17 protein-coding genes are annotated in these 19,582 nt (G+C 66.1%); 6 read left to right on the forward strand and 11 right to left on the reverse strand.

The features are described 5' to 3' along the window. Positions 1-3: 3 nt before the first annotated feature. Positions 4-1,416 carry a metalloprotease PmbA gene (pmbA, locus tag ACE3P9_RS05895; RefSeq protein WP_374492422.1) on the reverse strand — a complete coding sequence of 471 codons (1,413 nt, stop codon included), beginning with the start codon at positions 1,414-1,416 and terminating at the stop codon, positions 4-6. A 129-nt stretch (positions 1,417-1,545) separates the two neighbouring features. On the opposite strand from pmbA, the gene yjgA reads away from it, so the two are divergent. Continuing rightward, positions 1,546-2,211, forward strand: a complete 666-nt coding sequence (gene yjgA / locus ACE3P9_RS05900) for a ribosome biogenesis factor YjgA (protein ID WP_374492423.1) — start codon at positions 1,546-1,548, stop codon at positions 2,209-2,211. A gap of 297 nt (positions 2,212-2,508) precedes the next feature. Further along, positions 2,509-4,023, forward strand: coding sequence for a FecR domain-containing protein (locus ACE3P9_RS05905; protein ID WP_374492424.1), 1,515 nt, complete (start codon positions 2,509-2,511; stop codon positions 4,021-4,023). A gap of 154 nt (positions 4,024-4,177) precedes the next feature. Here ACE3P9_RS05905 and cysE read toward each other — a convergent pair whose 3' ends face one another. The 6 genes from cysE to ACE3P9_RS05935 form a co-directional block, all read right to left on the reverse strand. After that, complete coding sequence (gene cysE / locus ACE3P9_RS05910) at positions 4,178-4,951, reverse strand: serine O-acetyltransferase (RefSeq protein ID WP_374492426.1); 774 nt, start codon at positions 4,949-4,951, stop codon at positions 4,178-4,180. A 48-nt stretch (positions 4,952-4,999) separates the two neighbouring features. Beyond that, positions 5,000-5,818 (reverse strand): RNA methyltransferase, encoded by an 819-nt coding sequence (locus ACE3P9_RS05915; protein WP_374492427.1) that lies wholly within the window; start codon positions 5,816-5,818, stop codon positions 5,000-5,002. Positions 5,819-5,828: 10 nt separating this feature from the next. Further along, positions 5,829-6,140, reverse strand: a complete 312-nt coding sequence (locus ACE3P9_RS05920; protein ID WP_374492429.1) for a DUF190 domain-containing protein — start codon at positions 6,138-6,140, stop codon at positions 5,829-5,831. Between the two features lie 117 nt (positions 6,141-6,257). Then, positions 6,258-6,641: a fluoride efflux transporter CrcB gene (gene crcB, locus ACE3P9_RS05925; protein WP_374492431.1), complete on the reverse strand. Its 384-nt coding sequence runs from the start codon at positions 6,639-6,641 to the stop codon at positions 6,258-6,260. A gap of 92 nt (positions 6,642-6,733) precedes the next feature. Beyond that, positions 6,734-9,376 (reverse strand): DNA mismatch repair protein MutS, encoded by a 2,643-nt coding sequence (gene mutS, locus ACE3P9_RS05930; protein ID WP_374492562.1) that lies wholly within the window; start codon positions 9,374-9,376, stop codon positions 6,734-6,736. A 405-nt stretch (positions 9,377-9,781) separates the two neighbouring features. Next, positions 9,782-10,672: an inositol monophosphatase family protein gene (locus ACE3P9_RS05935; RefSeq protein WP_374492432.1), complete on the reverse strand. Its 891-nt coding sequence runs from the start codon at positions 10,670-10,672 to the stop codon at positions 9,782-9,784. Between the two features lie 287 nt (positions 10,673-10,959). Between ACE3P9_RS05935 and ACE3P9_RS05940 the strand changes: the two genes are divergently transcribed. Continuing rightward, complete coding sequence (locus ACE3P9_RS05940; RefSeq protein ID WP_374492433.1) at positions 10,960-11,796, forward strand: peptidase; 837 nt, start codon at positions 10,960-10,962, stop codon at positions 11,794-11,796. A 26-nt stretch (positions 11,797-11,822) separates the two neighbouring features. Continuing rightward, positions 11,823-12,683, forward strand: a complete 861-nt coding sequence (locus ACE3P9_RS05945; RefSeq protein ID WP_374492436.1) for an alpha/beta hydrolase — start codon at positions 11,823-11,825, stop codon at positions 12,681-12,683. A 67-nt stretch (positions 12,684-12,750) separates the two neighbouring features. Here ACE3P9_RS05945 and ACE3P9_RS05950 read toward each other — a convergent pair whose 3' ends face one another. The 4 genes from ACE3P9_RS05950 to ACE3P9_RS05965 form a co-directional block, all read right to left on the reverse strand. Next, positions 12,751-13,548 carry a DUF4136 domain-containing protein gene (locus ACE3P9_RS05950; RefSeq protein WP_374492437.1) on the reverse strand — a complete coding sequence of 266 codons (798 nt, stop codon included), beginning with the start codon at positions 13,546-13,548 and terminating at the stop codon, positions 12,751-12,753. Positions 13,549-13,631: 83 nt separating this feature from the next. Next, positions 13,632-14,453, reverse strand: coding sequence for an undecaprenyl-diphosphate phosphatase (locus ACE3P9_RS05955; RefSeq protein WP_374492439.1), 822 nt, complete (start codon positions 14,451-14,453; stop codon positions 13,632-13,634). A 244-nt stretch (positions 14,454-14,697) separates the two neighbouring features. Continuing rightward, positions 14,698-16,509 carry a cation acetate symporter gene (locus ACE3P9_RS05960; RefSeq protein WP_374492440.1) on the reverse strand — a complete coding sequence of 604 codons (1,812 nt, stop codon included), beginning with the start codon at positions 16,507-16,509 and terminating at the stop codon, positions 14,698-14,700. Beyond that, positions 16,506-16,814 carry a DUF485 domain-containing protein gene (locus ACE3P9_RS05965; protein WP_374492442.1) on the reverse strand — a complete coding sequence of 103 codons (309 nt, stop codon included), beginning with the start codon at positions 16,812-16,814 and terminating at the stop codon, positions 16,506-16,508. The genes ACE3P9_RS05960 and ACE3P9_RS05965 overlap by 4 nt, the downstream gene beginning before the upstream one ends. Before the next feature lie 217 nt (positions 16,815-17,031). On the opposite strand from ACE3P9_RS05965, the gene ACE3P9_RS05970 reads away from it, so the two are divergent. Both ACE3P9_RS05970 and ACE3P9_RS05975 read left to right on the forward strand, forming a co-directional pair. Beyond that, positions 17,032-18,858, forward strand: a complete 1,827-nt coding sequence (locus tag ACE3P9_RS05970) for a DUF294 nucleotidyltransferase-like domain-containing protein (protein WP_374492443.1) — start codon at positions 17,032-17,034, stop codon at positions 18,856-18,858. A 20-nt stretch (positions 18,859-18,878) separates the two neighbouring features. Further along, positions 18,879-19,535, forward strand: coding sequence for a 3'-5' exonuclease (locus ACE3P9_RS05975; protein ID WP_374492445.1), 657 nt, complete (start codon positions 18,879-18,881; stop codon positions 19,533-19,535). Positions 19,536-19,582 lie beyond the last annotated feature (47 nt).

Consider the following 19,582-nt stretch of genomic DNA (forward strand, 5'->3'; position numbering starts at 1 on the left):
GGCTCATTCGCCCGCCACCTTCATGCGGTCGATGAGAATCGACCCGGTCGTCTTGGAACCCAGCGTGTAGGCATCCGCCCCGATGGCCTGGATACCGGCGAACATCTCGCGCAGATTGCCTGCGATGGTGATTTCCTGCACCGGAAAGGCAATCTGCCCGTTCTCGACCCAGAACCCGCTCGCCCCCCGCGAATAGTCGCCGGTGACGTAGTTGACGCCCTGCCCCATCAGCTCGATGACGAAGAGCCCCGTACCCAGCCTGCGCAGCATGCCGTCGAGATCATCCTCGGGACGGGTCAGGCTGCTGGTGAGTGTCAGGTTGTGACTGCCCCCGGCGTTGCCGGTGGTGGGCATGCCCAGCTTGCGGGCTGTGTAGGCGCTCAGGAAGTAGCCTTCGACCCGGCCATCCGCCACGACCTGCCGGGGCCGCACTCGCACGCCCTCATCGTCGAACGGACAGCTGCCCTTGCCCCGGCGCACAAAAGGATCCTCGGCAATCTGTACATGCCCGGGGAACACCTGCTTGCCGAGACTGTCGAGCAAGAACGTGCTCTTGCGGTACAGGGCTCCGCCACTGACGGCCTGCACGAAGCCGCCCAGCAGCCCCGCCGCCAGCGGGGACTCGAACAGCACTGGACACTGCGTCGTCGGAATCTTGCGCGCCCCCAGCCGGCTCAGCGCCCGGTCGGCGGCGTATTCGCCAATGCGGCGCGGATCCGCCAACTCGCATGCATCGCGCATGGAGCTGTACCAGTAGTCACGCTGCATGGCGCTTCCGCTGCCTGCGATCGGGGCCACGCCCATGCTGTGGCGCGAGCTGGCATAGCCGCCACGGAAGCCATGCGTATGCGCGCTGAAGAAATGGCTCTGCTGCGCGGACACGCTGGCGCCTTCGCTGTTGGTGATGCGGGCATCACGCGAGAGCGCAGCCTGCTCGCACTCGCGCGCGATGCGGGCCGCCTCGGCACTGTCGATGTCCCAGGGGTGGAACAGATCGAGCTCGGGCTGCTCCCCCGGCTGTGCAATATCGGCCTCGTCGGGCAGGCCTGCCGCCGGATCATTGGCCGTGAAGCGCGCCACATCGTAGGCGGCCTGCACCGTCTGCTCGATGGCCTTGCGGGAAAAGTCGGACGTGCTGGCGTTGCCGCGGCGCTGTCCCAGGTACACCGTCACACCAAGGGACTTGTCGCGGTTGCGCTCGACCTGTTCGATCTCGCCCTTGCGCACCGACACCGACAGGCCGCAGCCCTCGGACGCCTCGGCCCCCACATCGGTGGCTCCGAGCCGGCGGGCATGCGCCATGGCCATGTCGACAAGCTCTTCGAAAAAGGCTCGGCTGTAGCTGAAGCCGGACTCGGGCGCGTCCTGCGACGCCGCCGCGCGACCGGCCTTCTTGCGGGAAGTGGTTTTCTTCATAGGACAAGTATGATACTTGCCTATCGATGCGCCCGGGGCACGGCAGGTTGCCAGTGCCCGGCTCCTGTCCGACTGCGCGGCTGCCACCGACAGGGGCGCCCTTCACCGTTTCCTGCATTCCCTCCCTCCATGTCACGCAAACCCAAACGCGGCTACTTCGTGCGCGGCCATTTCGTCGCCGAAGGCAGCGAACTCGATCTCGAACTCAAGCGCCAGAGCAAGGGCGATACCGACACCAGCAAGTCCGACCTCAAACGCGAGAGCGAAGCCCTGCAGACGCTGGGCAAGGATCTGCTGACCCTGCGTGCGGGCCTGCTCTCGCCCCTGCAGCTGCCGGACCGCCTGCTCGAAGCGCTCGACACCCTGCGGCGCATCACCGACTTCGAGGGGCGGCGACGCCAGCTCCAGTTCGTCGGCAAGCTCATGCGCCAGCTCGATGAGAATACGGTGACCGCCATTCGGGGAGCGCTGCAGCTCCAGCGCGACGGAAGCGCAGCCGACCAGGCTTCCCTGCACGAAGCAGAGCAGTGGCGCACCCGGCTGATCGACGCAGACCAGCACGATGCGGCCCTGGGCGAATGGCTCGCCCGTTTTCCCGATACCGACATCCAGCAGCTGCGCGCCCTGGTGCGCCAGGCCCGCAAGGATGCCCAGGCGCAGCCGGCCGATCGACCGGGCGCTGCCAGCCGGCATGGGCGCGCCTACCGTGAACTCTTCCAGCTGATCCGTGCTGCACTGGCGCCCGATGCCTCGGACACCGACGACGAAGCCGATCCACAGGACACCCTGGCCTGACCGCTGCCCATGCGGTCGCCACAACGGCAGTGCACGGCCTGCCGCTGTGGCCGGAACCCGACGTCTGCCCCATGACAGCCATGTACGTATTGGCAACATGTGTGTCGAGTGGCGACAATACGCCCCTGCATTGCCCCTTTTTTCACTCATTCTGCGAAAGGGCGGCATGGTTCGCGGGCCTTGCTCCATCGGGGGCAGGGCCATGACCCGCTCCGGTGATGTCCTTGCCGCGCGGCCCTGCTTCAGCCGCAGTGTGGGGAATTGCCTTTCCTGCCACTTCCTGCACTCCCCTGCCCCATGATCGCGTTCCCCTCCTCCCCGTCTGCACGCCCGGCTGCCGCCGGACGCCTGTCATGCCTGCGCCCTGTGCGCCCCCTGATCGTGGCAGCCTGCTGCCTGGCCTGTGCACCCTCCTCCTGGGCCGCTGGTGCGGCAGGCGCCGCCGTTCCTCCCGCTGCCGCCATTCAGTACACGGTGCGGGCCGGTGACAGTGCCGCCTCGATCAGCCACGCCCTCAAGCTCAGCGGCACCCAATGGCAGGAAGTGGCCCAGTACAACCAGCTCGATCCGCACAAACCGCTCACGGTGGGCAGCACGGTGCGCATTCCGCTGTCCGTGCTCAAGTTCCGCGCCGAAACCTCGCGTCTCATCCAGACCACCGGCGGAGTGAAGGTCAATGGCCAGGCCTCCCGTTCGGGGGTCTACCTCAACGAGAATTCCCGCATCGCCACCGATGCCGGCAGCTCGGCCGTGGTCGAGCTGCCCGACGGCTCCCGCGTCAAGGTGCTGCCGCATTCGGTGGCCGATATTTCCCAGAGCCGCTACTACCAGGCCCCCCAGGGCAGCGTGACCGGCAAGGTGGCCGACTGGTTTGCCGGCTCGCTCAAGCTGGTGCAGGGGGCCCTGGAAACTGCTGCCCACAAGCTGGTGCAGCGCGCCAAGCCCCTGGAGGTCGAGACCACCACCTCCATCATCGGCGTGCGGGGCACCGAGTTCCGTGTGGCCAGCGCGGACCAGACCGTGCACAAGGACCGCGCCGAAGTGCTGGAAGGCGTGGTGAACAACGCCAACACCTGGAAGCACACCGACATCACCCTGCATCAGGGACAGGGTGCAGTGGTGGACCCGAACGTGGCCGAAATGCAGGCCGTGACCCTGCTGCCTGCGCCCAAGGTGCCGGCCCCGGGCCAGGTGCTGCGCCTGCCCGAGGCACGCTGGTCCTTCCAGTCCCAGTCCGGTGCCGTGGCCTACCGCATCGTGGCGGCCATGGATCCGAAATTCGAGAGCATTGCCTACAGCGAGAAGATGAGCACGCCGCTCGCCGACTTCAGTGCCCTGCCCCCGGGCAAGTGGTACATCCATGCGCGCGGGGTGGACCAGTACGGCCTCGAAGGCATGGACGCCACGACCATGGTGGTGCTCAAGAACCCCGACTGGATCCTGCAGAACGCAGCCATTCAGGCCACAGACGGCAAGCCGACCCTCGGCTGGTCGGGTCTCTCCTACGGCAATGGCCGCCCCATCCCGGGCACGGCAACGGTGCAGGTGGAAGTTTCTCCGGTGGCAGACTTCAGCCGCCAGGTGGCCCGTGCCGAAAGCGCCCCCGATGCCCGCACACTGGTGCTGCCCGAGGTGCATGCCAATGCCAGCTACTACCTCAGGGTGCATGTGCGCAACGAGGCCCTGGCCAAGGCGGCGGACAATGTCTACCGCTTCACCATGCCGCTCGACATCGGCAACAAGGCCTACAGCGTCCTGCTCGACAAGATGCCCGAGCCGCCCGAACCGATGGAAGCAGCAGCTGCGCACTGAGGCAGAACGCGCAAGAAAGGGCACCCTCTCCGGCACCGCAGCCGGAGAGGGTGCCCCTGGTTTCCCCTGTCACGCGTAGCCAGCCCCTGACCGGAAAATCCCGGCACGCCACAACACCAGCTCTGCGAAGCTCCCAGCACCGACAGGGCGCACGTCACTTGCCCATCATGCGCCGCAGGGCTTCCTTGGAGAAGTTTTCTTCGAGTGCGGCCTCACGGGGCATGCAGTCGCTGTCCTGCAGATGTTGGGAGAGCTTTTCGAGCGCACGCCACAGCAGGGCGATCTGGTGCTCGTGCGTGGCGGCATTGTCGATCAGGCCCCGCATGGCCTGCCCCAGGGGATCGTCGCCCTGGGTGACGGCATAGGCCGAAAAGCCCATGTGGGCGGCCGCCTGCTCGCGCTTGTCTTCTTCCTGCGACAGGAGAATGCGCGCGGGGTTGCCCACGGCCGTGGCGCCCGGAGGAACGGGCTTGGTCACGATGGCTCCGCTGCCCACGCGGGCACCGGCCCCCACCGTGAAGCCGCCCAGAATGCAGGCATTGGCTCCCACGATCACGCCCTCTTCCAGCGTGGGATGGCGCTTGATGCCCTTGGCCAGCGATGTCCCACCCAGCGTGACACCCTGGTAAATGGTGCAGTCGTTGCCGACCTCTGCCATCTCGCCGATCACCACCCCCATGCCGTGGTCGATGAACACCCGTTCGCCGAGCGTAGCCCCCGGATGGATCTCGATGCCAGTGAGCCAGCGGGACCAATGGGAAATCCAGCGACCAAGCCAGGTCCACCCCCGCTGCCAACAGCCATGGGCGACGCGATGGATGACCACGGCATGAAAGCCGGGGTACGAGAACACCACGTCCCATTTGCTGCGTGCAGCCGGGTCACGGTCGAGAATGCACTGGATGTCGGATCGGAGGCGCTTGAACATGGCGCAAGTGTACCTGCAGCCCACCCAGACCATGGGGAGAGAATGGGCTCAATTCCCCTTTGCCTGTCGGGCCGTCCGCTGCATGGCCTTGGCGATGCCGCGGAGGATATGGATTTCCTCTTCGTGCAGGTCGGTGCGCAGCCACATCTGGCGCAGCCGGGGCATGAGCTTCTTGGGCGCTGCAGGGTCGAGATAGCCCACGTCCTCCAGAGCCTGCTGCCAGTGCGCGAGCATGCCCTCGATCTGTGCCGCATCGGCCAGGTGGGCGGCCTGTACCGAGGGCGTCTGGGCCACATGGAATCCCCCGATCGCCTGCCGCCACTCATAGGCGATCACCTGCACGGCCGCTGCCAGGTTGAGCGAGCCATAGGCCGGATCGGTGGGAATGCTCAGGCAGACATGGCAGCGATAGACGTCCTCGTTGCGCATGCCGTAGCGCTCGCTGCCGAACACGAAGCCGACGCTGCGCTGCTGCGGCAAGGGCTGCGGCAGCGCGGCGCTTCCTTCGTCCGCGCTGGGCTGTCCCGGCCGCCAATGCGGGGCAGGCGGATGCATGCGCCGTGCGAGTCGCGCCAGATGGTCGCGCGGAGTGAAGGTGGGCGGACCAAAATCGCGCGGCGTCATCGCCGTGGCACAGAGGTGCTCGATACCCTCCACCGCCTCCTCCCAGGTATTGACCCGGCGCGCCTTGCGCAGGATGTCGTCGGCACCACTGGCGCGTTCGATGGCTTCCTCGCGCTGCAACACGTCGTCCCAGCGGGGCTGCACCAGCACCAGGTCGTCGAAGCCCATGACTTTCATGGCGCGGGCGGCTGCGCCCACATTGCCGGAATGGCTGGTGTGCAGAAGGATGAATCGGGTATGCATGATGCGCCGCTCAGGTCATGGCCCAGGCGATGGCGGCCCGGGTATAGAACACATGCAGGCCTTCCTGGCCGATGCGCTGCAGGAGGGTCTCTGCCCGGTCCGCCGGCAATGCCATGCTCACGATCTGGGGCTCGTCGGCGAGCTCGAAGAAGTGGCCTGCATGCATGCGGTCGTCATGCCCGAATCCTTCGGCCCCGGCCAGCAGCGTGGCTCCGGGTGCTCCGAGCTCGCGTGCCAGCTCCATGAGCCAGCGTGCCACTGGCGTGCCGTGGTGCATGCGGCTCGCCGTGGTGTAGAACTGCAGTTGATAGCCTTCTTGCATCTCTTGTCTCCTTGGAAAGGCAGGCTTGCTGCATCCGTCGGGGCTCGCCTGTGAAGCGGCAGCAAAGCCCCGGCGGGACGATGCCCCTGCACTCCCATCTGTCCATGCGGGATTCATTCAATGCGCCTGCAGGGCCCGCACGGTCATCAGGCCGAGCACGGTCATGCACAGGGAGCCGCTCACGTGCACCAGCACATGCAGCAGGGCCCAGCCATAGCGCTGCCCCTGCAGCAGGGTCACGGCTTCGGCGGAAAAGGTGGAAAAAGTGGTCAATCCGCCCAGGAAGCCCGTCATGATCAGAAGCCGCCACTCGGCGGGAATCTGCGGCAGGAGTGAAAACACGCCCACGGCCACGCCCATCAGGTAGCCACCGAGCAGATTGGCCGCCAGGGTGCCGAGTGGCAATTCGACCAGCACTCCGTTGAGCGCCAGTCCCAGCCACCAGCGCAGCAGTGCACCGGCCGCGGCTCCGCCGCCAATGGCCCATACCGAATATCCCATGCCTTCGTCCTCGTGCGATCCGGCAGAGAGCCTGTCTCCACCGTCTGGTGGCCATTATAGGAAGCCCGTGTCTCTTCGCCCGAGCAGGAGCCTCACGGGCGTGGCGTGCTGCCTTCGCCCAGGGCCTTGAGCCGATAGAGTGCCTCCAGGGCCTCGCGTGGGCTGAGTCCGTCGGGATCGAGCGCCTGGAGCGCCTCCTCCACGGGAGAGGGACCTGTGTCGTCCGGGGCAGGCTCGGCGAGCGCGGGCGCAGAGAACAGGTCGATCTGGCGCTGCTGGCGATCCTGCTGGGCTTCGAGCGCCTGCAGCGCATGGCGGGCATGGTGGATGACCGAGGAGGGCATGCCGGCGAGCCGGGCCACCTGGATGCCATAGCTGCGGTTGGCGGGCCCGGGCTGAATCGTGTGAAGGAACACGATGTCATGCCCCGATTCGGCTGCGCCCACGTGCACGTTGATGGCGGCGTGGTGCTGCGCAGGGAATTCGGTGAGCTCGAAGTAATGGGTGGCAAACAGCGTGAGCGCCTCGCTGCGGTCGTGCAGATGGGTGGCAATGCCACTGGCCAGAGCCAGCCCGTCGAAGGTGCTGGTGCCCCGGCCGATCTCGTCCATGAGCACGAGGCTGTGGGGCGTGGCGGCATGCAGGATCTGTGCGGCCTCGGTCATTTCGAGCATGAAGGTGGACTGCGCATTGGCCAGGTCGTCGGCTGCGCCGATGCGGGTCAGGATGGCATCGATCGGGCCGATGCGCGCGGCCTGTGCCGGCACATGGCTGCCCATGCCGGCCAGGAGCACGATCAGGGCGACCTGGCGCATGTAGGTCGACTTGCCGCCCATGTTGGGTCCGGTGATGACCTGCATGCGCTGGCGGGGATGCAGCACAGTGTCGTTGGCCATGAAGGCACTGCCCGTGGTTTCGCGCAGCCGCGCCTCCACCACAGGGTGGCGGCCCGCCGTGATCTCGATGCAGGGCTCCACGGCGAAGGCCGGGGCACACCAGCCCAGGGTAAGACTGCGCTCGGCCAGCGCGCACAGCACGTCCAGGGTTGCCATGGCTTCGGCCAGGGTCTGCAGGTTCGCCACATGGGGCTGCAGCTCCTCGATCAGGGTGTCATAGAGCCATTTTTCGCGCGCCAGTGCGCGATCCTGGGCCGACAGGGCCTTGTCCTCGAAGGCCTTGAGTTCGGGGGTCACAAAGCGCTCGGCATTCTTCATGGTCTGGCGCCGGCGATAGTCGGCTGGCACCTTGTCGAGCTGGCTCGCGGTGACCTCGATGAAGTAGCCGTGCACCCGGTTGAACTGCACGCGCAGGTTGGCAATGCCGGTGCGCTCGCGCTCCCTGCCTTCCATGGCCAGCAGATAGTCCGCGCTGTGGGTCTGGATGCCGCGCAGCTCGTCGAGCTCGGCATCGAAGCCATCGGCAATCACGCCCCCATCGCGCACATTGACGGACGGCTCCGCATGCAGGGTAGCCTGCAGGCGTTCCACCACAGCCTGAGGCGGCGTGAGCGCAGCGGCCACGCGTTCGAGCAGGGCAGGAAGCGACGAAGCAGACTCGGCGCGCTCGTCCTGCTGCAGACTGCACACACAGGACCGCAGCTGCTCGGCCTGTCCCAGCGTGCGCAGCAGCCCCGCGAGCTCGCGCGGCCTGCTCTGGCGCAGTGCCAGCCGGGCGCTGATGCGCTCCACATCGCTGATGCCGTGCAGCACGGCGCGCAGATCCTGCAGCCCCCGGTCGCGCAGCACGGCGATGGCGGCCAGCCGTTCGCGCGCGGCCGCTCGGTCGCGTGCAGGATGCAGCATCCAGTGGCGCAGCAGGCGGCTGCCCATGCCGCTCTCGCAGGTATCGAGCAGACTCAGCAGCGTCGGACTCGATTCTCCGCGCAGGGTCTGCGTCAGCTCCAGATTGCGCTGCGTGGTGAGCGGCAGATGCACCAGGCTGTCGTCACGCTGCACCTGCAGGGCATGCAGATGGGTCATGGCCCGGCCCTGGGTATGCTCCGCATAGGCCAGCAGGGCTGCGGCGGCCGCATGAGCCTGGGGCAAGTCATCGGCCTGCCACGCGGCCAGATGCGGGGTGTGCAGCTGGTCGGTCAGCATGCGCAGCCCCAGCCCTGCGTCGAAGGTAAAGGCCGGCCGCTCGGTGATGATGAAGTGCTGCAGGGCGCCCTGCTGCTGCCACTGCACCAGCTGCGCCCGCCGGGTCGGCGCCAGATCGGCGCTGCAAAGCACCTCGACCGGCTGGATGCGGCTGATCCACTCGCCCAGCGTCTCGGGAGTGCATTCGGCCAGCTGCATGCAGCCCTGGGTCAGCCCCATCCAGGCCAGCCCCACCCCCTCGGAACGTCCGCGCCCGGAGGCATGGATGGCCAGCAGGACCGCATCCTGCCGGTCCCCGAGCAGGGCCATGTCGGTGAGCGTGCCGGGCGTCACCACCCGCACGACCTTGCGCTCCACCGGTCCCTTGGCTGCCGCCACGTCTCCCACCTGTTCGGCAATCGCCACCGACTGCCCCATCTGGATCAGCTTGGCCAGATAGGTTTCCACAGCATGCACCGGTACCCCGGCCATCACCACCGGCTCTCCGGCCGACTGCCCCCGCTGCGTCAGCGTGATGCCCAGCAGCCGGGCGGCCAGCATGGCATCCTCATAGAACAGCTCGTAGAAATCCCCCATGCGGTAAAACAGCAGCGTATGGGGATGCTGGGCCTTGATCTGCAGGTACTGCTGCATCATGGGCGTATGGCCCGAAAGATCCTGCCCCTCGGCAGACGCAGAGGCAAGCGATACGCGGTTGTCGGAAGAAGAAGCCATCTTGCTCGGTTGATCCATGGGGGACCCGGTCATGGAGCCGGGAGCAGGCCCGATCGGCAGGGCCCGGCACCGCAGTGCGGCGTCCCGTGCGCCCATGCCAGGCCAGCCTGCATTCTAGTAAGGGATGATGCAGGGGTGCGCTGCTGCCGGGCTTCCAGGGGAAAGGAGCCTCGTGCGCGACAGCGCCTGCGTTGTCGTCGACCTGTCGGTATGCCGGAATGTCGACGGGCCGGAGCACCAGCTGCACAGGCACAGACAGTCAGGCATGAAAATGAAAAACCCTGTCCGCAGGGACAGGGTTTGGGCAGTGAGCGAAAAACCGGTGTCTCAGGCTTCCGGGTCGGCGTCTTCTGCCGGAGATTCGGGCTGCGCTTCGGCAGCCGCTGCGGCCTCTTCGGCCAGGACCTGTTCGCCATAGCGGCTGTACTTGGCGAGCATCTTGACCATGAGGCCATAGATCTTGGGATTGGCTGCGAGGCATTCCTGTGCATACAGGTAGTCGGCTTCGCCGGTGAAGTTGCCCACCAGACCTCCGGCTTCCTGCACCAGCAGCCCACCGGCGGCCACGTCCCAGGCGCTCAGGCCGGTTTCAAAGAAGCCGTCGCTGAATCCGGCAGCCACATAGGCCAGATCCAGCGCAGCCGACCCGGGGCGGCGCACGGCGGAGGTCTTCTTCATGATGTCGGAGAACATCTTCATGAACTGCGCAAAGTCCTGCCCCGGACGGAACGGAAAGCCCGTGGTGATGAGGCAGTCGGCCATGCGGTTGCGACGTCCCACACGGATGCGGCGCTCGTTCATGTAGGCGCCCCGGCCGCGCGTGGCCGTGAAGAGGTCGTTGCGGGTCGGGTCATAGATGACGGCCTGTTCCACCTTGCCGCGCACGGCCAGGGCAATGCTCACGCAATAGACGGGGAAGCCATGGATGAAGTTGGTGGTGCCATCGAGCGGGTCGATGATCCACATGAATTCACTGTCCTTGTTCCCATGCTGCTGGCCGGATTCCTCGGCCAGGATGCCGTGGCCGGGATAGGCGGTGAGCAGCGTCTCGATGATGCAGGCCTCGGATGCCTGATCCACCTCGGTCACGTAGTCGTTCACCTGCTTTTGCGACACACGCACGGCGTCGAGGTCGAAGGAGGCGCGGTTGATGATGGCGCCAGCGGCACGAGCGGCCTTGACGGCCATGTTGAGCATGGGATGCAGAGCGGAGGACATGGTGAATTGTGGAAAAGAGCGAAACGGGCCGGAACGTCGATGCGGAGCCGGAAAGGGAATGCCGCATTCTAAGCCGTCGCCCCGATTCATGCACTCTTTTCAGGCATGGGCGACAGGGACCCCAGCCGTTTGTGGCCTGCCGGCCACCCTGCTGGCGCAGTGCCCGCCCGGAGCGCAAACATTTGCGCCCCCGCAGCCGAGAGGGTGCGACTTGGCATGAAAATAGCTTTTTCGCATTGCCTTTTCTGCACAGCTCATCGAGCTTCTTTCCGAGTTTCGCACCCATCATGACTTATTGCGTCGCCATCAAACTCCGCTCCGGCCTGGTCTTTCTCTCCGACTCGCGCACCAACGCAGGCCTCGACCAGATCAGCACCTTCCGCAAGATGATGGTGTACGAACGCCCCGGCGACCGCTTCATGACCCTGCTGTCGGCGGGCAACCTGAGCATCGCGCAGTCGGTGCGCGAGATCCTGCAGTCCGAGGTGCTGCGCGAGGACACTCCCGAAGGCACCCCCCAGGGCCTCACCATCTGGAACGCCACCAGCATGTTCGATGCCGCGCGCGTGCTGGGCGCGGCCATCCGCCACGTCCACAAGCGTGACGGTGCTGCCCTCAAGGCTGCAGGGGTGGACTTCAATGTCTCGCTCATCTTCGGTGGCCAGATCAAGGGCGAGGGCATGCGCCTGTTCCAGATCTACTCGGCGGGCAACTTCATCGAGGCCACCATGGAAACGCCGTATTTCCAGATCGGCGAATCCAAGTACGGCAAGCCGGTGCTCGACCGCGTCATCACGCCCGATACCCCGCTCGACGAGGCGGCCAAGTGTGCCCTGGTGTCGATGGATTCCACGCTCAAGTCCAACCTGTCGGTCGGCCTGCCGCTCGACATGGCGGTGTACGAGGCCGACAGCCTGGAGTGCAACAAGCTGGTGTGCATCGACGCCGGCAATCCCTACTTTCACATGCTCCACAGCCAGTGGGGCGAGAAACTGCGCGAGGTGTTCGACAGCATCGAGGATCCCATGTGGAACGGCGGAGCCACCGAAGTGCCCCTGCTGACCAACGACGGGCACTATCCCGTGCTGCGCAAGATCCAGTCGCCGAGCGAACGCCTGATCTGACCCTGCACGCGCCTGCCGCTCAGACCATGATGCCCTCCTGCTCCCCGCACGCACAGATCATCTTCTCGCATGGCAACAGCTTCCCGGCAGGCACCTACGGCGTGCTGCTGCGGGCACTGGAGGCCAAGGGCTACGCCGTGCACGCGCTGGACCGATTCGGCCACGACCGGCGCTACCCGGTGGTGGACAACTGGGCGCCGCTGGTCGATGAACTCATGCAGTTCTGCCATGCCGTGCCACACGCCCCTGCAGTGCCCCGCTACCTTGTCGGGCATTCCATGGGAGGGCTGCTGAGTCTGCTGGCCGCCTCGCGCGACCCCGGACTGGCCAGCGCCGTGGTGCTGCTCGATCCGCCCCTGGTCACCGGCTGGCGGGCCATGCTGCTCAGGGCCAGCAAGCGCACTGCACTGGCACACCGCCTGTCACCGGGCGCCACCAGCCACCGGCGACGACAGGAATGGCCCAGCGTAGAGGCGGTGCTGCAGCATTTTTCGAGCAAGCCTGTCTTTGCCCGCTGGCATCCGGAGGCGCTGCACGACTATGCCCAGCATGGCACCCGGCCAGCCCCCACGGCAGAAGAGCCCTCCCGGCGCCTGCTGGCCTTCGACCGGGACATCGAGACCCGCATCTACACCACCCTGCCGGACCACATCGGCGGCTGGCTGCGCCGTCACCCCCTGCAGTGCCCTGTCTCGTTCATCGGTGGCAGCGAATCGCGCGAAACCCGCATGACCGGGCTCTCTGCCATGCGGCGGCTGACCCACGGGCACATGACCATGGTGTCCGGCGGAAGCCATCTCTTTCCCATGGAAATGCCCCAGCTCACGGCCGACCTCATCGACCAGCAGCTGCGGGAAGCGCCCAACCAGTCCCGAAGCGCATCCTGAATCCTGCCCCGCTCGCTGCGGGCAGGGTGGTCGCTTTCCATCCGTATGGACGTATGGAAGGCGGCACCTACTTGGAGGGCTGCAGCACCCCCGTGCGTGCATCGAACCGCAGCACCCGCACCTGACCATTAATCCCCGGGAAGTGGTCGAATGCAGCTTCCATGAGGAGCGGCATGAGGGCCGGCAGGCTCGCCGGGACCCCCTCATACTCAGCCCGGGATTCGAACACCTGCGGTGCCGGATGCCCGGCCTGCTGCTGCCCCCGATCCGCGATGTGAACGGTCAGGGTGTCGTGCTGCACGGGCTGCAGCACGGTACGGTCGACCAGACACATGCGCCCCCCGGCCCATCCCCTGTCGTCACACAGGTAGGCACTGTCCCAATCCCAGCGTGTCCAGGCCACGGTGTAGGCCGGCACATAGGTGGGCACCGTGACGGGCACCATGGTGCGCTGGCGATGCAGCTCCCACTGCGCCACGAGGCGGGCCGTAGCGTCCGATGCCGAGGGCTTGAGCCCGAGTCGGGTCAGGTGCGTCGCGAGGCTGGCGTCGTAGGTGCGGCGTTCGAGATCCGAGACCTCCACCATGCGTCCTTCGGTCGCGGGGACAGCGGTCGAGACTGCTGCGACCTGGGATGCAGCAGGGGCTGGCCCCGATGCAGCGGCAGACGCTGCCACGGCAAAGGTGGCACCTTCGACCTGGGCCGGCCACTGCGCAAAAGTGGTCACCCGCACGGCCACGGTCTCGGCACAGCCGCCCAGGGCTCCGATCACTCCCAGGGCAGCCCCCCAGAGTGCCGCACGGCACCACCGCACAGCCGGAGGCGATCCCGCTCCGGTTTGTGTGACACGCACGCAATCGATCATGTCCGCCCCCCTTGTGGTTCAGCCGTTCGCCCCGGGACACCCCAGGCTCGGAAAACGCATCCGTATCCGCGTCCGCCTCAGTCTCACTCCGCCCAGACGACGGCTCCCGTCCACCAGGTCAGCAGCACCACCACCCCAAAGGCGATGCGATACCAGGCAAAGGGCACGAAGCTGTGCGAGGAAATGAACTTCAGCAGCCAGCGCACACACACCCACGCCGCCAGAAAGGACACCACCAGCCCCACCAGGAACATGGGCAGGTCGCTCATGTGCAGGGCTGCGCGCTCCTTGTAGAGGCTGTAGGCGCCCGCGCCGATGAGAGTGGGAATGGCAAGGTAAAAGGAAAAGTCGGTGGCGACCTTGCGGTCGAGTCCCAGCAGCATGCCGCCGATGATGGTGGATCCGCTGCGGCTGGTACCGGGAATCATGGCAAAGCACTGCACGATGCCCACCTTGAGTGCGTCCCAGGCACTCATGTCCTCGACGCGGTGAATGCGCGCCTCACGCTGGCGCCGTTCGGCCCAGAGAATGATGAACGCCCCAAGGATGAAGGTGGTCGCCACCACCGGTGCGTTGAACAGATGCTCCTTGATCACCTTGCCGAACAGCAGGCCAAGCACCACGGCCGGCAGGAAGGCGATGAACACATTGAGCACGAAGCGGCGCGAGGTCGCCGACTGGGGCAGCGTGACCAGCGTCTCGCGAATGCGCTGCCAGTACACCAGGATGACCGCGAAGATGGCACCGGTCTGAATGGCAATGTCGAAGACCTTGGCCTTTTCGTCGGCAAAGTGCAGCAGCGAACCGGCCAGAATCAGATGCCCGGTCGAGGAAATCGGCAGGAACTCGGTCAGGCCTTCCACCACGCCCATGAGGGCAGCCTTGATCAGCAGCAGGGTATCCACACAAATCCTTGAAACGTGAAGCGCAGAGGATCTCCGCATCCCTCGGACGAGGGAGAAGGAACCACGCGTAAAACAATGCCCTGCAGGAGGGTCCTGCCTGCATTATGCCTGCCGCTTCTGAAGGCAGGCTTCAGATTTCCATGCGCGCTGCGGCTGGATGCAGAACGAAAAAAACCGGGCCTGAGCCCGGTGTGAGGGCCAGGGCACAGGGCCCTGGCATGGCGCATGGTGTGGATGTGCGTGCTCAGTGGCTGGAAGCCTTGGCCGCACCCAGCCCGGTTTCGGAACGCACCTGCTGGGCTTCGAACGCGGCACGCTCACGACCCGCCTGGGCGCTGCGGTCCATGATGGAGAACAGCCAGATCCCGATGAAACCCACCGCCATCGAGAACAGAGCCGGCGAGGTGTAGGGGAAGGGAGAGGATCCCTTGGCATGGCCCAGCACGGCTTCCCACACGGAAGGCGAGAGGATGGTCAGCGCCACGGAGGTGCCCAGCCCCAGGAAACCGCCGATCACGGCACCGCGGGTGGTGCAGTTCTTCCACAGCACGCTCATGAAGAGCACCGGGAAGTTGGCCGAGGCGGCAATCGCGAAGGCCAGCGACACCATGAAGGCGATGTTCTGCTTCTCGAACAGGATGCCGAGCAGCACGGCGATCACGCCCAGGCTCACGGTGGTGACGCGGGAGACCTTGAGTTCGGCTGCGCTGTCGGCCTTGCCCTGCTTGAACACGGTGGCGTACAGGTCATGCGACACGGCGGAGGCACCCGACAGGGTCAGACCTGCCACCACGGCCAGGATGGTTGCGAAAGCCACTGCCGAGATGAAGCCGAAGAACACATCGCCGCCGACCATCTTGGCCACCAGCACGGCTGCCATGTTGGCAGTGCCGCCGCCGCCCCGGATGACGCCCTTGACGGTGTCGGACATTTCGGGGTTGGTCAGCACCATGGTGATGGCACCAAAGCCGATGATGAAGATCAGGATGTAGAAGTAGCCGATCCAGGTGGTAGCCCAGGCGACCGACTTGCGGGCTTCCTTGGCGTTGGGCACGGTGAAGAAGCGCATGAGCACATGGGGCAGACCGGCAGTGCCGAACATCAGCGCCATGCCGAAGCTGATGGCAGAGATCGGGTCCTTGATGAAGCCGCCGGGGCCCATGATCGACAGGCCCATCTTGGTGGGGTCCATCTTCTGCGCCTTGGCCAGTGCGGACGCGGCGCTGGCTGCGGCCTCAGGCGTCGAGGCCGCGGCACTCGCAGCCGTGGCAGCTGCAATGGCAGCCTCCTTGGCATGCTGGGCGATGGCAGTCTTCACGACCACGCCGTTGGCGAACAGTGCCTCGGGGCTGAAACCGTAGTGCGCCATGACCATGAAGGCCATGAAGGTCACACCGGCAAGCAGCAGGCAGGCCTTGATGATCTGCACCCAGGTGGTGGCCGTCATGCCACCGAAGAGCACGTACACCATCATCAGCACGCCCACGATGATGACCGCGTAGATGTAGTCCAGCCCGAACAGCAGCTTGATGAGCTGGCCCGCACCGACCATCTGGGCGATCAGGTAGAACGCCACCACCACCAGCGTGCCGCAGGCGGCAAAGGCGCGGATGGGGGTCTGCTTGAAGCGGTAGCCCGCCACGTCGGCAAACGTGAACTTGCCCAGGTTGCGCAGGCGCTCGGCCATCAGAAAGGTGATGATCGGCCAGCCCACCAGGAAGCCGATGGAGTAGATCAGCCCGTCGAACCCGCTGGCCATGACGGCAGCGGAAATCCCGAGGAAGGATGCGGCGGACATGTAGTCGCCGGCAATGGCCAGACCGTTCTGGAAACCGGTGATGCCGCCGCCGGCCGTGTAGAAGTCGGCCGCCGACTTGGTCTTGGCTGCAGCCCACTTGGTGATCCACAGTGTGCCCATGACGAACAGGCCAAACATCACGATGGCCGTCCAGTTGGTGGCCTGCTTGGCCGTCTGGCCCACGTCGCCACCGGCCGCGAGAGCTGCGCCGGCCCCCAGCAGGGCGGGCAGCGCGATCAGGAAAGAGAGCTTTTTCATTGTGCGGCGTCCTTGAGAATCTGCTGGTTGAGCGCGTCGAACTCGGTGTTGGCGCGACGGACGTACATCACGGTGATGAGGATGGTGAACACGATCACCGCCAGGCCGATCGGGATGCCGAGGGTGGTGACGCCATCGCCCACCGGCTGGGCAAGGAATGCCTTGTCGAAGGCAATGAGGGAGATGAAGCCGTAGTACACGACCATCATCAGGATGGTCAGGATCCATCCATAGCGGTTGCGCCGGGCACGCAGCTCCTGGTATTTCGGATTCGACCGGATCTTGTCTACGACGGGATCAGTCATGGTTGCCTCCTTCTCGTTGGAATAGTGGTTGACGCAGGCATGGTTTCGCCGCAACCCTGCGCCTAACTTACAGAAAGTGCCTCCCGCCCCCATCCTTGCGGGTTCCCCATCATGTCGAAAACCCTGCCCCTGCACGTCAGCACATCGCAAGTGCCTCGGGGCAGACTGCAGGGCATCCCGATCCCGCCGCACCAGCGCCTCCCGGACACGTCCCGCCATGCCCAACGCCTTCCACTTCGACGCCTCCCCCTTCGACAGCCTCAGCAAGCAGGAACAGACGCTGGTGCGCGACAGCGTGGACATCGCCTACTTCCGCAAGGACGAGGTGATTCTCGATGTGGGCGACGTGCCGCGGCACCTGTACGTCATCATCAAGGGCCATGTCGCGCAGATGGAAGGCAGCGAACTGCTGCACCTCTACGGCCCCGACGACACATTCGACGGACGCGGGCTTGTGGCCGGACGCAGCAGCCACCGCTTCATCGCGCAGGACGAGGTGCTGGCCTACGAGCTCGCGCACGAGGCGGTCATGTCGCTCATCGCCAGCAACACCACCTTCAGCGCCCTGCTCTTTTCCAACCTGGGAGACAAGCTCAGCGCCCTGGGCCGGCGCCACAGCGAACGCGAGATGCAGTCGCTCACCCTGGCCCGTCTCGACGAGGCGGTGCTGCACCCCCCGCACTACGTCGATGCCGACACCGACATCCTGGCCGTGGCCCGCATCTTCGAGCAAGCCCGAACCACCCATGTGCTGGTCCGGGACGACACCGGCACCCTGCCCCGGCTCGGCATCTTCTCCAGCACGGCCCTGCCGCGAGCCATCCTGGACGGTCGCCCCCTGGACGACCTGCCCGTAGGCGATCTGGCCACCTACGAGCTCGTCACCCTGCGGCCGGACGACCTCATGGGCGAGGCTCTCACCATGATGCTGCGTCACCGCATCCACCGCATCGTGGTCGCCGACGGGGACGAAGTCCTCGGGGTGCTGGAATCGCTCGACGTGTTCAGCTTCCTGTCCAACCACTCGCACCTCATCCTTACCCGCATCGACCAGGCCACCAGCCTGCAGGCACTGGCGGACGCCTCGGCCCAGACGCCGCGCATGGTGCAGCAGCTCCACGCCAGTGGCACCGATGTCGGCCTGATCGGAGATCTGGTGCAGGAAATCAACGCCCGCCTGTTCGAGCGGGCCTGGCAGCTCATTGCCCCGCCCGAGCTGGTACACAACAGCTGCCTCATCGTCATGGGCAGCGAGGGGCGGGGCGAGCAGCTCCTCAAGACCGACCAGGACAATGGCCTCATCCTGCGCGACGGCTACACCCCGCCGGAGAACCTCGCAGCGCTGTGCGACCGCTTCAGCGCCGCCCTGGCGCAGTTCGGCTATCCCCCCTGCCCCGGCCGCATCATGGTCGACAACCCGGAGTGGCGCGGCAGCGCCGCCGAATGGAGCACCCGCACCCGCACCTGGCTCATGGGCGGACAGCCCCCCCAGCTCATGAACCTGGCCATCTTCCTCGATGCGCACCCTGTCTGCGGCGACGAGCGCCTGCTCGACCAGGTCCGCGAACGGCTCAGGGAGGTCGCCACCGACAACGATGCCACCCTCAGCCGCTTCGCATCGGCCATCGACGCCTTCGGCACCAGCAGCCACTGGCTCGGGCGGCTCTTCGGCCTGGGCGAAGACACCGACGAGGCACTGCACATCAAGAAGCACGGCATCTTTCCCATCGTCCACGGCGTGCGCAGCCTCGCGCTAGCCGAGCACATCGAATCCACCGGCACCGTGGAGCGCATCCGTGCCCTGGTGCAGCTCGGCGTGCTCAAGCCTTCCTGGGGCGACAGCCTCATCCACAGCCTGCATTTCTTCATGGGACTGCGCCTCAAGGCAGCGCTCGCCGAAATGGAAACGGGCCGCCCCGTCAGCGGCACCGTGGTGGCCAGCCAGCTCAGCAGCCTCGACCGCAGCCTGCTCAAGGACAGCCTCGGCATCGTCAAGCGCTTCAAGGCCATGCTGCACCAGCGCTTCCGCCTCGACGCCATGTAAGAAGACAGCCCCCCATGCCCATGGCCCTGCCCTCCCCCCCTCTCCACGCCCTGTGGCAGCGCACGCGCCAGCGCTGGGCACGGCGCCAGCTCAGCGATCCCGCCTACGCGTTCCTGTTCGATCCGCCGCCCCCGGACGAATACGTCGCCCTCGACTGCGAAACGACCGGCCTCAACACCCGCACCGACGACATCATCTCCATCGGTGCCGTGCGCATCCGGGGCCGCCGCATCCTCACGAGCGAACGGCTCGAACTGCTGGTGCAGCCACAGTGCCAGGTTCCGGCCGAAAGCATCCGCGTCCACCGCCTGCGCACCATGGATGTGGCCCATGGCCTCCCGGTGCAGGAGGCCATGCACCGGCTGCTGCACTTCATCGGCAGCCGGCCTCTGGTGGGGTACTACCTCGAATTCGATGTGGCCATGCTCAACCGTGCCGTGCGCCCCCTCATCGGCATCCGACTTCCGCAGCCACAGATCGAAGTCTCCCGGCTGTATTACGACTACCGCTTCCGCCAGCTTCCACCCTACCAGCAGCACGACAACGCCGACATCGACCTGCGTTTCGACACCCTCATGGCCGACCTCGACCTGCCCGTGCGCGAAGCGCACGATGCGCTCAACGATGCCGTCATGGCCGCCATGGCCTTCATCCGGCTGCGCGAGCTGCAAGGCTGACCAGGATGCCTATCTCTCGCCCACCGGTCCCGCCCTGCACGGGCACT

The sequence above is a fragment of the Allobrachymonas sp. genome (genome assembly GCF_041912815.1).
In the GTDB taxonomy this organism is placed as follows: domain Bacteria; phylum Pseudomonadota; class Gammaproteobacteria; order Burkholderiales; family Burkholderiaceae_C; genus Brachymonas.

Coding starts and splice junctions, on each gene's coding strand:
- pmbA (WP_374492422.1), bottom strand. CDS start 1,416: ATGAAGAAAACCACTTCCCGCAAGAAGGCCGGTCGCGCGGCGGCGTCG.
- yjgA (WP_374492423.1), top strand. CDS start 1,546: ATGTCACGCAAACCCAAACGCGGCTACTTCGTGCGCGGCCATTTCGTC.
- ACE3P9_RS05905 (WP_374492424.1), top strand. CDS start 2,509: ATGATCGCGTTCCCCTCCTCCCCGTCTGCACGCCCGGCTGCCGCCGGA.
- cysE (WP_374492426.1), bottom strand. CDS start 4,951: ATGTTCAAGCGCCTCCGATCCGACATCCAGTGCATTCTCGACCGTGAC.
- ACE3P9_RS05915 (WP_374492427.1), bottom strand. CDS start 5,818: ATGCATACCCGATTCATCCTTCTGCACACCAGCCATTCCGGCAATGTG.
- ACE3P9_RS05920 (WP_374492429.1), bottom strand. CDS start 6,140: ATGCAAGAAGGCTATCAACTGCAGTTCTACACCACGGCGAGCCGCATG.
- crcB (WP_374492431.1), bottom strand. CDS start 6,641: ATGGGATATTCGGTATGGGCCATTGGCGGCGGAGCCGCGGCCGGTGCA.
- mutS (WP_374492562.1), bottom strand. CDS start 9,376: ATGATGCAGCAGTACCTGCAGATCAAGGCCCAGCATCCCCATACGCTG.
- ACE3P9_RS05935 (WP_374492432.1), bottom strand. CDS start 10,672: ATGTCCTCCGCTCTGCATCCCATGCTCAACATGGCCGTCAAGGCCGCT.
- ACE3P9_RS05940 (WP_374492433.1), top strand. CDS start 10,960: ATGACTTATTGCGTCGCCATCAAACTCCGCTCCGGCCTGGTCTTTCTC.
- ACE3P9_RS05945 (WP_374492436.1), top strand. CDS start 11,823: ATGATGCCCTCCTGCTCCCCGCACGCACAGATCATCTTCTCGCATGGC.
- ACE3P9_RS05950 (WP_374492437.1), bottom strand. CDS start 13,548: ATGATCGATTGCGTGCGTGTCACACAAACCGGAGCGGGATCGCCTCCG.
- ACE3P9_RS05960 (WP_374492440.1), bottom strand. CDS start 16,509: ATGAAAAAGCTCTCTTTCCTGATCGCGCTGCCCGCCCTGCTGGGGGCC.
- ACE3P9_RS05965 (WP_374492442.1), bottom strand. CDS start 16,814: ATGACTGATCCCGTCGTAGACAAGATCCGGTCGAATCCGAAATACCAG.
- ACE3P9_RS05970 (WP_374492443.1), top strand. CDS start 17,032: ATGCCCAACGCCTTCCACTTCGACGCCTCCCCCTTCGACAGCCTCAGC.
- ACE3P9_RS05975 (WP_374492445.1), top strand. CDS start 18,879: ATGGCCCTGCCCTCCCCCCCTCTCCACGCCCTGTGGCAGCGCACGCGC.